The organism is Colwellia sp. MB3u-45 (assembly GCF_014077005.1).
In the GTDB taxonomy this organism is placed as follows: domain Bacteria; phylum Pseudomonadota; class Gammaproteobacteria; order Enterobacterales; family Alteromonadaceae; genus Cognaticolwellia.
Window position 1 is genome coordinate 121334 of record NZ_JACGVC010000049.1, and the last position, 14575, is coordinate 135908.

The window sequence follows — 14575 nt, forward strand, 5'->3', positions numbered from 1 at the left end:
CAAACTAGTGTGGTAAAAATCCCTAGAGCTTTATTTTCTGTAAGGTGAATGCGCCGCGAATATCACCCAACTTGAAACCTGTGGCTTGATCGTTTGGATATAACTCGTTCACTTTATTACTTACGTCATCAGCTAACTTGCTGCCATGGCATGCTAGGCATAAGCCACCCGTAGGTATTGCCTTCATATAACGCAAAACAGTTTTCTCACCCACTTGCACTACTTCAGAATGTTCCATGGTATTTATATCTTCTCCTGCCGCTTTGCGTATTTCAAACTGGCGTAAAATAGTTGCTTCCCAAACATCAGGTGCATTGCTGGTATTACGCACTTTCAGTGAAGTTCGAGCGATATTCCATGCTGACAAGGCAGAATTTTTTTCAGCAATAGCTCCGGCTTGTGTATTACACACCTCTAGTGCTTTGATAGGGCCGGCTGTTTTCATAGTGGTGATTAAAACAGATTTTAAATCGCTGCCAAAAGCCTTTACTAAAGAGCGCGCTTGCTGAATATCTTGCATAGGCAGGGTTTCATCGGCATTAACAAGTAATGGTGACATGACTAAAACGCTGGTTAATAACATATTAATACTGATTGATTTCATATACTTCTCCATTGTTATAGTGTCTACTGTTTATAAATAAAATGTAGATTAATTTCCTGTACTTTTTTCATAAATCATCTTATTTTTTGCACATGGAATTAAAGCAAGTATTAAAAAAAGTCACTGATTGAGTGAATTAATATCGACACACTCATGATTAATAAAAATATAGCAAAAAATTTCTTGAGTTTTTCTTGGGGTACATTGGTTGCTATTTTTTGACCAAATAAACTACTAACTGAACCAATAAGAGCAAAAATAACAATTACTTGCCAGTTTAATTTTAAATCGATCTGTGTTGACATAGAAAAGTATTTAATAAAACCTGTTAACGACTGCAGCGTGATTATGGCTAGACTCGTTGCCACGGCATAGACCATATTCATTCGAGTAAATGCAAGTAATGCTGGAACAATAAGAAAACCGCCCCCTACGCCAACCAATCCAGTAATACTGCCAACAATAGCACCGATAAAAACCAATTTAAGCACAACATTATCGCTAAGCGTTTTGTCAGGAGCGTTAGCGTTAGCCTTACCTTTTAGCATTGAAAATGCTGCTAGCAGCATAATCACCGCGAACAGACTTAGCTGTTCACTACCTGAAAAGTAAATAGAAAGCCCGGCTGCAAGATAGCTAAATAACATACTTGGCAAACCAAACTGCAACACAACCGGCCAATGTATCATTTTATTTTGTTGGAATTTTACTGCCCCAGAAAACGCAATGATCCCCACAATGGCGAGTGAGCTTGCAATAGCGGTTTTTTCATCTTGGCCAACAATATAAGTCAACGCAGGCACAGTTAATATCGAACCACCTGAGCCTAGCAAGCCCAAGCTCAGGCCAATAAGTATCGCAACAAAAATAATAAGCATAAATTCGATCATGATTAATTACTTAAAAGCATTTATAGGTAGCGTTAAATACTGCAAACCATTATCTGCGGCTTTCGGAAAGTGCCCTGCTCGAATATTGATTTGCACCGAGGGTAAAATCAGTTTTGGCATAGCCAAGGTCATATCTCTTTTATTTCTAAAGGCGACATATTCTTGCGCTGAAACATGGCTATTAATATGAATATTTTTCAACTTTTGCTCGGCGACACTGCTTTGCCAAACATATTGTTCTCTGCCCTCAGCTTTATAATCATGTCCGATGAAAATACAGGTATTGTCAGGCAGCGAAAATATTTTTTGAATGGAGTGATATAAGGTTTCAGCATCACCACCGGGGAAATCACACCGAGCGGTGCCATAGTCAGGCATAAATAAAGTATCGCCAACAAAAACGTTGTTATCAATAAGGTAACTTACACAAGCTGGTGTGTGTCCAGGGGTATGTAATACCTTAATGGTGAAACGGCCTAATTCAAGTACATCACCTTCATGAAGAAGTTGATCAAACTGTTGTCCGTCAGTGCAAAATTCAGCTTCAAAATTGAAAATAGGCTTGAATATTTTTTGCACATCAACAATATGTTTACCAATGGCGATTTTACCGGCTAATTTTTTTTGCAGGTATGGCGCCGCTGTTAAGTGGTCTGCATGGGCGTGTGTTTCTAAAATCCACAAGCACTGCCATTTTTTTGCTGTGACAAAATCAATAATTTCATCCGCTAACGCCGTTGATGTCGCGCCTGATGACATATCAAAACCTAAGACCGAATCAATAATGACACATTGCTTTGCGACACTGTCTGCTACTAGGTAAGTTGCGGTATTGGTTATTTCATCAAAAAAACACTTTATGGCTAAATCAGTCATTTTAATCTCTATTGAATGGGTATTTAGGTTTTAGACGTTCAAATAAAGGTTAGAACGAAATCAACAAGACAGCTACTATCTAGATTTAATACTGTCAATTTTGTTAGCGGTGATATCAGTTACCTAACCACTACATTAGGCATCACTAATGTAATGTGATTAATTGTAGTAGTGGTTAATCTTAGCTAACAAGAGTGATAAAGTACTTATCCGAATTAGTATAACTTGCCATATTTTATCTAGCGGTAATATGGCATTACTTTCTGAAAAGGTATTTCCTTGAATACAAAGCCTGTAAAAATGATTGTTAGTACCGTTTTCGCGCTTTTAGCCTTTGCTGCTAACTCAGTGCTATGTCGGTTAGCCTTGGGCGATAACACCATTGATGCCGCAAGCTTTACTGTTGTAAGACTGGTGTCAGGTATTATTATATTGTTAGCGTTAATCAAGGTAACCAGTAAAACTAAACCAGAAAAGCCAGCAAAAATAGAGAGTAAGTCGAAGGGAAGTTGGCTAGCCGCCAGTATGTTATTTATTTACGCGGTAAGTTTTTCCTATGGTTATATTTCATTAGATACCGGCACCGGAGCACTTATTTTATTTGGTGCGGTACAAATAACCATGATTATTACCAGCGTAATTTCAGGTAATAAGTTGCATATATCAGAATGGTTAGGCTTAAGTATTGCCTTTGGCGGCTTTGCCTATTTAGTTATTCCTAGTTTGACCACGCCGTCATTGATGGGCTTCATGCTGATGAGCATGTCAGGTATGGCTTGGGCCTTCTATACCTTGATAGGACGAAAATCTAAAAATGCGCTTAGCGATACCGCTCATAACTTCCTTAGAACTTTACCTTTTGTGTTGGCCCTGATAATTTTTGGCTTTAATAACGCATACATCACCTCGACAGGATTTTTACTCGCGGTATTGTCTGGCGCTATTGCCTCTGGCATCGGATATTTTGTCTGGTATATCGCACTGACCACACTGTCAGTCACACAAGCCGCGGTTGTTCAGTTGTTGGTGCCAATAATTGCAGCTATGGGTGGTGTTACATTTACCAGTGAATTGATCTCCCTGCGCTTAATTGAGTCATCAATATTGGTACTTGGTGGTATTTTAACGGTAATACTCGGCAGGTACTATTTTGTGCACTTGCCTGCAAAAAAAGCAGCAAAACTATAATATAAACGTGAAGGGTTTTACCCTATTTCCGAGCAAATTATTAATATTTTGGTAAAGCTAGAAGTCAATATGCAATACCGAGGTGTTAGCTAACAAACTTTGTAAACGCGAGCAATATGTAAAAATGATTTTTTATTGAGGATAATAGCGTAAATAAAGCAAAAAATTAGACCATAACCTAAAGCCAAATTTATATCCGAACTTAAATCCGAACTTAAATCCGAACTTAAACCAAACAAGCACTGACATATATAGTGTAAATTTAATAAGCTATTAATATAAAAATTTATCAATAGCTAAAAACCTAGATTAGTGACACCTATCTAGGTTTTTCTGTCTTAATTAAAACGCTTCATCTTCACTATAAACACGAACGCTAAGATCACCGTCCATACTGCTAGTCACCAAAAAGTTTATTGGCTTACAACATACTTGGCAATCTTCAATGTATTGCTGTTCCATGTCGGATGAGTCGATCAGCACTTTAATTGTTTCACCACAATAAGGACACCCTATTGACTGCTTAGTTAATTCATTCAATTTTACGTTCTCCAATATTTTTCTAACGACATGCTAAAGATATAACGAGCAAGCATAATTACTCGTTTTTACTCATATTAATGACTTCATAATACGCTAACTAAACTGATTATTTTATTTTTTTAATCTTAGCAATGGATAAATAACAGCTTTGGTGATTTTACCATGCTGATACTTAACCAAGGGTTGGTTGACATAGCCATTAAATTTATCTGACTGCCAGGGATTTAATAAGGCTGACTCTGCCGGGACATTAGCAATTAATCCTGTGGATTTTTTCTGTTTTACTTTTTTTTTGTTTGAACTGCTACCCTTAGCTGTATCAAGGTTCTTACCAGAAACATCAGCAGAAGAATCGACAGGAGCAGCTTCGGCAAAGCTTTTCTCACGACTGGCGGCAACAATACAAATTTTATGTTCAGCGGCGTAAGATAACAAGCTAAATTCAACCTCACTTGCTTCTTGAATATCGAACGGGACAAGTAATACCTGAATATTGTTTAAAGCCGCCAGCTTAATCATTTCAGGTATATTCGCGTCGTCACCCGTTAGCATAGCAATCTTGATCACGCCTTGCTCTAACGGCAACTCTATAATTTTCAGCTCACTTCCTAATGCTGTCCATTGATATCTTTGACAAAAATGTAACTGTTGTTGTGTTGCAAATATCCCCTTTTCGCTTATTAGCACAGCATGATGCGCTCCATCAATAACTAAACTCGTGCACACATATTGAAAAGGTCTTAACACCGCACTGATTTGTTTAATGAGCTCAGTACACAAACAGGCCACTTGAGCCAGTTGCTCAGTGTTATTAGTGATTGTTTTATCTGCGATAAAAAATAATTCGGGTAGTTGAATAATGTCACTAAGGTTGTTTTCAATGTAATGACAAACGTCTTCAATAGCTTGCTCGTCAGACTTATAGGTGGCAAATATCGCGACATTAGCCGTTTCTGGCACGGTATAATTGAGTGTGGCATCAGTTTCAGTTGCTTGTTGCTGGGCTATTTTTTGCTGTTGATAAAGTTCAGGTCGTCGTTGTTTTATAAGCTTGGTACCATCAGGACGAAATTTGTTGCTCAACCCTACCCCAGCTAAGTCGATATCAGCAAAAACAAACCCTTCTTCATTGTGATCTAACTTTGCTAACACCTTGCCATTGGGAGAGACTATTTGGCTATGGCCAACGCCCATCAGGTGCTTTTCAGCCCTTGAGCTTTGACTTGAAAAATCGTCACTTTCTGCTGGAGCATATGCTTGTTCTTGCCCTTGTAAGTGCCCATGTAAGTGTTCTTTTAAAAATTGTTGTGATGGCTTTGGCTGCCACAGCGAACCAATTTTATTTGCTGTGGCGACAAATAGATTATTTTCAACTGCTCGAGAAAAGTCATGTAACTGGCTTTGATCTAATGCAAATGAACTTTGCGAATTACATAATAATTGCCCGCCGCCTAAGGCAAGCGCGCGCGATGGTTCAAAGCTAATACCATCGCTACCGGCTAACAGTCCAAGTTGTCCAAAAGGGCTTGTTACAACGCCAGAAACTTTATTGGTGCTAATAAAAAAATCACTTTCTTGGCCTGTCAGTACCTGTTTATCGGCTTGATGAATTAGCTCTCCAAGCGGTGAAAACAAACAGGAGGTAACACTAATATTTGATTTAATCGCCGGATTTTGGTGATCGCGTGTTAGGTCTTGGCGAAGTGTTACGTTGAGCATAATATAACAATGATGCTTTTTCGCTTGCTGTGCTATCTGTTGTAAAAAATCACCATTAAGTGCTAAAGCTTGATGCCAAGCTTGGTTATGGTCGACGTATGAAGACTGAGTATTACAAAATTCAGGCAAAACAATTATCGATGGCTCACAAACCGCCGCCTGATTTATCATGCGAACACAGCTTGCTAGGTTTTCTTGAACATTTAAAGCGGTGGCAAACTGAGATACGGTGACGCGCATGATTTATATTTTCCAGATAACTAGGGGGATTTTTTAATTGAGTAATGTCATAGCATGACACTTTATCAGCGAGATTATATCATTTACATTAAGTTTGTGACCTTGTTGTTCGCAGGAAAAACAGCTCAAGTGAGTAATAACTTTATAAAAGTGGACTAAATATGAGCAATACACTCAAATTTATAGTCATTTAGCCACCAATAACCTATTGGGGTAAAACAGCGACTAAAGCTAACAACCTAGTAACAGCTACCCTTAATAAAATTTAACAGGGTTATGAATAGGCAAAAATAAAGCTCATTGATATCAATGAGCTTTGAGAGCTTTTGTTACCCGCTCAAAGCAATAAAACACGGAGCTAAAAATACAGTGTTCTTATGCTAGGGCTTGTTCAGCTTGCTTAACTTTGCTTTTAGCTAGATATTTTTTCAATAATACCGGTAGTATTGTTATGTCAGTCACCAAGGCAATAACCATCGCAATACTGGTTAATAAACCGAACAACATACTAGGTACAAAATCAGAAAACACCAAGGTACCAAAACCAAGAACAATCACTGTAGTGGTATATATTAAGGCATAACCCACTGACAAATTAGTACGCTTAACCCAAGCTTCACTACTGGCTTGCCCGAGTTTTATTTCGGCTAAATATCGATGAATATAATGAATGGTATCGTCCATTGAAATGCCCATAGCAACGGCAGCAATGGTAATAGTCATTAAATCTAATGGAATCGAAAAAATGCCTAATATGCCCATAATCACTGAGGTGGTAATTAAATTAGGTATAATGGCAATCACCGCCACTTTAAACGATGAAAAAATAATCATCAGTGTTATTGCCATAGCGCCGTAAACAATCAGTATGGTCAGTATTTGCGAATCAAGTAAACGCGATAATATATCTTGATAAAGGATAAACAACCCCGTCAGCGTATACTGCTGTTTGTCTATGCCCAAGGCTAATAATTCCTGATGAATATCGGCCAACAAATCAGCTCTATTTAAGCCTGCCGTGCTGTCTTGCACGCGCATTGAAATACGTATTTGCTTATCTTTTTCTGAAAAATAAGCACCAAATAACGCTTGTTGTAACTTAGGGTCTAAACTTTTATAAAGCGCGGTAAGTTCATATTCTGTTAGCGGCTTACCGTTTACCACTTGGGCGATTTTAGTAAAATCTGCAATCGAGGTTATTGCACCAATGGCTTGCTGTTTTGCTAGCATATTTTGAATAGCAGTGACCGTTTGCACCGTACTGGCTGAAATAACTAAACCTGATTTAATTTGATCATCAGGAATATCAAATAACACGTCAAACGGTGTTGAACCGCCAAATTGTTGATCGATAAACGTTAACTCTTTGCGAACGTCGGTAGATTCACTAAAGTAATTTAAAAAACTATTTTCAGCGGTTAATTTTAAGCAACCCCACAGGCCAATAGCCGTGACTAGCAGCGAGATAAAAACAATTTTTTTAGGTTGGTTATTAACAAAATTGGCACTTGCTCTCATGCCACGCTCAATTTGGTGGTGCTGTTTTACAAAGTCTTGTTTATTAAATATTGCCAATAATAATGCGGGAAAAAAAACTAAACTCACAATAAAGCTGACTAACATAGCAACAACCATCATCCAACCGAAACTAATCACCGGCTGAACACCACTAAATATCAACGAGCCAAAACCAATAGCTGTGGTTAATCCGGCATAGAAACAAGGTTTAATTTTTTGTTTAATAGTTGAAAATACTAGTTTTTTATGTGACCACTCACTGTTTTCAGTCACGAGTTCTTGATAATGAACAATCAGATGAATGATCATGGCTAATGACAAAATTATTTGCAGAGCAAAGACGTTAGCTGAAATAACTGTGACTTTAAAATCAAGTGCGGCTAATAAACCTATGGTCATCACCACACTGGCTGTACAACAAACAATGGGTAATATTACCCAACTTAATTGTCTAAACAAAAACCACAACAGCACAATAACCACCAAGATGATCAATGAACCAAAAAGTACTAAGTCATTCTCAATAATTTGAATTAACTCATAAGACAGTAAGTTATTACCACCGAGGTAAAAGTCGCCATCTTTTTTGTAAGGTAATAAAATAGCACGAATTTTTTCAATTTCATCACTACGGGTTTGTTCAAATTTTTTATTGAAGGCTTGTTGTTGCTGTTTTAATGTTTCAAGAGTATTAAGCTCTTGTTTTGTTAGGTCTCTGGTTAATAAATGACGTTTTATAGCAATAATATCATGATTAACTTGCGCTATTTTTTGCTCTGACTTAAAAACCACCTGTAACGACAGCGCAGTTTGGTCTTCGTTAACCAGTAAGCCTTCATATAATGGGTGTTTTTTTAGACTTAGCGATAAGGTGTTCTCATCAAACTTTTGCTTTTCCCACGTTAAATTCTCAACTTCAGCAGAAAATGTTTTCGCCGAAGAAAAAATAGGCACATTAACAATACTTTTTACCTGTTTAACGCGAGAAATTGCTTCTATTTCACGACCAATAGTCGCAATGGAATTAAGAATATCTGCTGAAAATAACTGACCCTTATGTGGTTTGAAGGCAATTAATATAAACTCTTCAGAGCCATAACGTTGTTCAGAAAGCTGGGTTAGAATGTAATGCTTATTATTATCAACCAATAAAGTGTCAGCCGATGCATCTATTTCAAAATGCTTTGCCTCCCAAGCCAATGCGGCGGTCAATAACGTAAAAGCAAAACAAATAACATAAGCCCAAATAGTCGATTTTGGTTTAAACATCATTCTTCTACCACTGGGTTAATAGTATTCACCGGTATAGTTGTTGACTGTTTTTGCTGTTCAGTTTTAAAAATTTCGTTTCGACGTTCTTGACCGTCACGCTGTAAGTTTTGCATATATAAATTACGCACAAACTCATAAGGGTTTTCAACCTTGGCCAAAACATCAGGATATTTAGCTAAAATAGCGGTTTGCGCTTGTATGCCATCAACAAACAATAACTGCTGGGCCAGTGTGTCGTCATTAATATAATTAAGAGGATGTGCAAAGTAGTTAAAAGTTAATGACGCCGTGTCACGAAAATCAGACGGACCGAGTAAAGGTAAAACAAGATAAGCGCCATGCCCAACCCCATAAGTGGCAAGGGTATCACCAAAAGTGGTTTTATTGCGCTCAAATTCCATCAAACTATTAGCGGGATCAAATAAGCCAAGCAAGCCTAAGGTGGTATTTATCAGCACGCGAGTAATACTTTTCCCCGACGTTGAAAATTCACCTTGTAATAAGTGATTAACTGCATAAAGTGGCTCACGTAAATTATAAAAAAAGTTCCGTATGCTGGTGTCAACAGGCTTAGGCACAAGGTTTTCATAGCCTTTCGCTAATGGGCTTAATACGTAACGATAAACTGTATCGTTAAATTTAAAAATAGGCTCATTGATAAAGCGCAATGAATCTTCAGGTGCCTGATAGCTGACTACACTGGGTGAATTTTGCTCAGCAGCTATTTCATAAGGACCTTTGATCGGTTGTTCACTATTGACTGAATTTTTACTAATAACTGCTTTTTCAACTAAGTTATTGCTTGAAGACGAACACCCTACTGCTATTGATAACGTTAATATTATTAATAGATAGTGCAGTACGCTTTTATGAATTTTGTTATTCTGGGCTAAAGTAGGACTTACGTTTTTTTTTATTATTATCATTATTAATTCTCTTCAACGTTTTAATGCATTGCTCATTAAACAGAAATGGCACCCAACAAATTTACTCTTATTTTTGCACAATTGCTTTAATTAAAAATTGCCGATCTAACCATAACTAAAATTTTTGCCAGCCCTTGCATAAAAGCGCTTTGATTAATTATGTTAACCATGACAGCGTTAACATGACTTAAATAGTTTAGAAAAGAGATAGGAACAGCAACTTCTACGCTAACTATCACTAAAATTGGCCAGTTATTTAGTATTAAATAATCATTTTATTATCGATAACCGCTACCTAACTTAAAACATTTCAGCTATTAAGCAGGTTAAACGCTACTAGACTCTTTAGCTTGGCCAAGCTTAAGGCTGTATTTTACAAATAATAGGAAAAAAAATCGCGACTCGTTAAAGTAGCCGCTTATTAGCCTATAGCGATGAGAAGGTGACGAGAAGTAATAACACGGTCAAGTCTTTCGTTTCTATAACTTATCTGTGTAGATATGTTGACTGGCTAGATGAGAAAGTTAATTGGGATCATTACTTAAAAATGAATACTTAGAAATGCATACTCACAGCCAATTGAAATTCATTTTTTTTTGTAAAAGAAGATTTATATATTTTATGGGCTAAGTGGAATGTCCAATTTTTTATGCCAAACCAGGCATATTTTGTCGATAACGCTTGGGTAATGTGTTTTGTGTCATATTGACCGGCACTTAACTGGTATTCCACTACAATTTTTCCATCGGCAATAACATTGATTATTGCACCCACTGATGGCTTAGCATAAAAAAACCCATCAGAAGTGTTCACTGCTAATCCAACTTCTAGGTTACTAAAAAGCAATATATCTTTGTGAACTTTGGTACTTTTCCCCATGCCACCCGATAGATCAAAAAAGCCATTTTCATTAAGCTTTCGATCGAGTATTTGTCGATATCCCATATAAAAACTGCCTGAATATTTAGGCACAATTTTAGAGCTAGGAGTCAAAGTTCTAAAAGAGTAAAACGTGAGAGATTGTACCTTTAGATGGTTACTTTTTTCTGTTAAGCGGACTGTAAACTCACCAATGACCAGCTCTGATTCGGAGAAATATTGCCTATTGTCGCCATACAAATAATGTGACGCTGGCAGGAATGACAAGTCTATCGCGGTATTTTCAGAGTCGAAGACAAGAGAGGATGCTAATATAGAGTCTTGCTTTGTATTAATTGGATTTTTGAATTGTGACAAGTCAAAATCAAGCGATTTATCTATATTAAAATCAACAATGTCTGATAGCTTTGAAAGTCGCTTAGCGGTTAGATTTGATTTTATCACTTTATTTTTTATCAGGTAAGATAGATATTCTACTGCAATACGCTTTGATTTTGGTTCAAGTTTTTCAAATGAAAATTCTTGGTCTTCAAATACGAGAGACTCAATTTTACCACCTAATTCAGGTTGAATCTCTTGCTCTAACATTTTTAACGCCCAGTCATCAGACAATTCAACGCCAATATTTTTTATCATGCCATATTTTTCTGCTGCTTTAACTACGTCTAATGGGCTGACAAAAAGAATATCTTCGTTTATCAGATTTGGATTGGCCAGTGACAAAATATAAAGCGTTAACGTTGCACAATTATAGGACTGAAATAAATATTCAATTTCAATATTCTTAAGCTCCCATATGTGTAATTTAATTAATGTTCGATCGAAGTCGTTAATATCAAGCGTGTAAGACCAAACGTTTCGACCTTCAACTTTTGAATAATGATTCAAGTCTTTTTCAAAAGGTCTGACGATGAAAAATCCGTCCATACCTGATACAAGCCCGTCATAAATCAAAGCAGCCGGATTAAAGCTGTCTAGTTCGGTAAAAAACGATATGGAATGGGAAACAGACGTTTGGTTTAGGTTCTTTCCCTTAGCATTCAAAAATGAGTGCCCCATCATACTTGAAGCGGAAGAAACCACTTCCGAAGCATAAATTAAATTAATGTCATCAAAAGGAACATAGTTTTTATATTTCTGTAATTCCTCGCATTCTGCTTGGTTTTTATGTCCGACAGTATCGAATTTAATATAATAATTTAAAAAAAAATATCGAGCTGGAAATCTACATTTTGCGTCAGAATAATCATCAAAAAAAAGCGATAATGTTTCATCAAGTTCATTTTTTGGTGAAAACCTCCCAGCACTCAAAATAAAATCAGAGTCTTTAATTTGAGGGGAATCGTTTTTTATGTGAAGAAGGGATAACCACTTTGGATTTTCATAAAGTCTAAGTTCTGCTGCTTTACTTACTGCAGCTTGAAAGTTCATTCCATTAGCACTAGCGCTAAGGAAAATATATAAAGCTGGCAATAGCCAGCTTATTCTTTTTAAGATCAATTTAACTATTCAGCACAGCTTATTTCTACTGATTCTTCATAGTCCCACATTTTACCGGTTGCACCGTCAGTGGTTGAACCAAGCAAACCACCAATTACAATGTTACCCCAAAACATAGGTGTAATACTTTTCTTTACAAGCGTTGTATTGTCACAACCTTCTGCTGTAGTTTTAACAGCTTTATCTTTACCGTCACGCAAGACTACAACCATACCTGGAGCGGTAATAGTTTTGTCATCAACAGTTACTTCAGCAGGTTTATTATTGCTTGTTGTAACATTGATGGATTGTTCTTCAGAACTAGTGATGCTTGCACAACCAGTCACTAAAAAAATTGACGCGGTTAATACGGCTAAAGCTTTATTCTTCATTTTTTCTTCCTTGTTATTCATTAGGGCTTACAAAAAAAGCAACGAGATGATACAGACTAAAACTATTTTTTGAAAGAAAAATAGTTTATTTAATCTAATATTATTAGACTATAAAACAATCACTTGTGGTTTTATAACAGTAGGCAGGTTTGATTTTACCAAAGAGTGGTGGGGTCTGGTCTTATATTAATTATGCTCAAATTAGCTAACTTGTTGCAAAATATATCAGCTAACACTTAAATTTTAGTGTTGAATTTATACCATAAACTAGGTTTTAAAAAATCATTAGGCAACAACTCGCCTTAATCTCGCTGTAATATTCAAATAACATTAATTTTAGAGCAATCTTAAAGTGATTTAACTAGTACAAGCTCACATGCCTTATAACAAAAAAAGCCTGAGTAATAGTTCGCTAAGCAAACTACTACAGGCCCTTGTTTAATCTTTTGTTAACTGTACATTGCACGTTGCTCTGCGTCTCGCGTTTTATCAGGGTCTTCCAAACACACAATAGACTCAATTACAGCAAGGTAGTCAGCCGGCAGTTTGGTTTCCTTTGCTCCGATAATGACGTGATTGAGGTACCAAGAATAAGGTTTTAATGCATCGTCTATATTAATTGCACAGTATATTAAGGCATCAAAGACTTCACCTAAGTCATTTTGTACAAAAACTATTTTTTCATCGTATCCATGCCCTAAGCTTTCAGCGCGATCTAAAATTGTTTTTTCAGCTCTGTTTATTTCAAACAGAGCGCCAATGACTGTGTCTTCGGTATTATTTGTTTGAAAAGAATCACACTTTCCAGAGCCATCAGTGCCACTCATGTTAAAGCGTAATTGGTGGTTTTTAAGCGTTACTGTTTCAAGCCTTTTGGCACTTGGTACCCGCTCTTGAAGTCTTAAAATCGACATATTTGAACCGTATGCAAAATACTTCATTAATTCTCCTGTGTAGTTAATAACACATTTAGTTGTTGTGCATGTGGGGATAAATTTTCTGTACTGTTTTTTCTGTACTGTTAAAGTACAGCGTTTTGTTATACCAGTTTCATTAATTATCTGGCCTACTTTATACGCAGGAAAACAACCAAATGAATGTAAGGCATTTATTTTAATAACGCGTTGCTCAGGGTAATAGGCTCTTAAATTGTCTAATAAACTGCATCTATGCAGCGTTACTTATTAAATAAATAACGCCATAGTCGGTTGTTTTAATCTGGTAAAATAGCAATAAAATCAATAAGATTGATATTAATTATTTTAACTTGCCTTTCCAGCTTCTGTGGCTTCAAGAACCTCATTAAGGTTGCCCGTTTTACAGTCATAAATATAACCATAAATGGGAATGTCGCTGGACACCATTGAATTACTTCTGATCCTTTGAACGTCTTCCAAAACACTTTTGTCTTGATCACTGATGGTGAGCCAATTAATGTACTTGCCATCAGTTGTACCGCCACCGGCTTTACTGTCATGCCAACCAGAAGCATCAACGCTTGAGGTTTTAAGGCTACTCGAGAGTAAATCTGCCATTATTTCAGTTGAGAATGTTTCCATGCCGCAATCAGTATGATGGATAACAAACCATTCTTTTGTGCCTAGTAATTTATAAGAAATCACTAATGAACGAATAGCATCATCGCTTGCTCTGCCGCCTGCGTTACGAATGACATGTGCATCACCTTCAGCAAGACCTGCATATTTAGCTGGATCCAAGCGTGCATCCATACAGGTCAAAATGGCAAACTGCCTACCAGGAGGCATTGCCAAATCACCTTTATCTCCAAATGTAGCGACATAATCAGCATTGGCGGATTTTACTTCATCTACTATTTTACTCATCTTATTCTCCTTTGGTAGACCGTTTATATTACGCTTGTTTCCACTACGGCAATAAGGGAAACAATTGTTGGTCACAAAAATTTCATAGCTTGAAATCTACATAGCTATATTTTTGATAACCTCAATCTAATATACTCTTAGAGCGGTTAAAAGGTTTACACCAGCAATGACGTTTAAAGGTGCTTTACTGCAGCTAAGTTCGTAT

General features: G+C 36.8%; 12 protein-coding genes. 1 reads left to right on the top strand and 11 read right to left on the bottom strand.

Annotation, left to right across the window (positions count from 1 at the left end; genetic code table 11):
* Positions 1–22 precede the first annotated feature (22 nt).
* The 3 genes from H4J41_RS11575 to H4J41_RS11585 all read right to left on the bottom strand — a co-directional run bounded on the left by H4J41_RS11575 (position 23) and on the right by H4J41_RS11585 (position 2370).
* Positions 23–604 (bottom strand): DUF3365 domain-containing protein, encoded by a 582-nt coding sequence (locus H4J41_RS11575; protein ID WP_182137937.1) that lies wholly within the window; start codon positions 602–604, stop codon positions 23–25.
* Between the two features lie 110 nt (positions 605–714).
* Positions 715–1494 carry a sulfite exporter TauE/SafE family protein gene (locus H4J41_RS11580; RefSeq protein WP_220461018.1) on the bottom strand — a complete coding sequence of 260 codons (780 nt, stop codon included), beginning with the start codon at positions 1492–1494 and terminating at the stop codon, positions 715–717.
* Positions 1495–1500: 6 nt separating this feature from the next.
* Positions 1501–2370, bottom strand: coding sequence for an MBL fold metallo-hydrolase (locus H4J41_RS11585; protein ID WP_182137936.1), 870 nt, complete (start codon positions 2368–2370; stop codon positions 1501–1503).
* Positions 2371–2670: 300 nt separating this feature from the next.
* Here H4J41_RS11585 and H4J41_RS11590 point away from each other — a divergent pair, with 300 nt between their 5' ends.
* A complete protein-coding gene (locus H4J41_RS11590; protein ID WP_182138013.1) occupies positions 2671–3558 on the top strand; it encodes a DMT family transporter in 888 nt (295 codons plus the stop codon).
* A gap of 342 nt (positions 3559–3900) precedes the next feature.
* Here H4J41_RS11590 and H4J41_RS11595 read toward each other — a convergent pair whose 3' ends face one another.
* From H4J41_RS11595 to H4J41_RS11630, 8 genes are all read right to left on the bottom strand, one after another.
* Positions 3901–4098: a CPXCG motif-containing cysteine-rich protein gene (locus tag H4J41_RS11595; protein WP_182137935.1), complete on the bottom strand. Its 198-nt coding sequence runs from the start codon at positions 4096–4098 to the stop codon at positions 3901–3903.
* A 114-nt stretch (positions 4099–4212) separates the two neighbouring features.
* Positions 4213–6060: a nitrilase-related carbon-nitrogen hydrolase gene (locus H4J41_RS11600; RefSeq protein ID WP_182137934.1), complete on the bottom strand. Its 1848-nt coding sequence runs from the start codon at positions 6058–6060 to the stop codon at positions 4213–4215.
* Between the two features lie 375 nt (positions 6061–6435).
* On the bottom strand, positions 6436–8850 hold the full coding sequence (locus tag H4J41_RS11605) for an RND family transporter (protein WP_182137933.1): 2415 nt from the start codon (positions 8848–8850) through the stop codon (positions 6436–6438).
* Positions 8847–9776, bottom strand: coding sequence for a VacJ family lipoprotein (locus H4J41_RS11610; RefSeq protein ID WP_182137932.1), 930 nt, complete (start codon positions 9774–9776; stop codon positions 8847–8849). The genes H4J41_RS11605 and H4J41_RS11610 overlap by 4 nt, the downstream gene beginning before the upstream one ends.
* Before the next feature lie 555 nt (positions 9777–10331).
* Positions 10332–12155, bottom strand: a complete 1824-nt coding sequence (locus H4J41_RS11615; RefSeq protein WP_182137931.1) for a DUF4105 domain-containing protein — start codon at positions 12153–12155, stop codon at positions 10332–10334.
* 5 nt (positions 12156–12160) lie between these two features.
* Positions 12161–12526 carry an adenosine deaminase gene (locus tag H4J41_RS11620; RefSeq protein WP_182137930.1) on the bottom strand — a complete coding sequence of 122 codons (366 nt, stop codon included), beginning with the start codon at positions 12524–12526 and terminating at the stop codon, positions 12161–12163.
* Between the two features lie 449 nt (positions 12527–12975).
* Positions 12976–13467: a gamma-glutamylcyclotransferase family protein gene (locus H4J41_RS11625; protein ID WP_182137929.1), complete on the bottom strand. Its 492-nt coding sequence runs from the start codon at positions 13465–13467 to the stop codon at positions 12976–12978.
* 321 nt (positions 13468–13788) lie between these two features.
* Positions 13789–14370 (bottom strand): carbonic anhydrase, encoded by a 582-nt coding sequence (locus H4J41_RS11630; RefSeq protein ID WP_182137928.1) that lies wholly within the window; start codon positions 14368–14370, stop codon positions 13789–13791.
* Positions 14371–14575 lie beyond the last annotated feature (205 nt).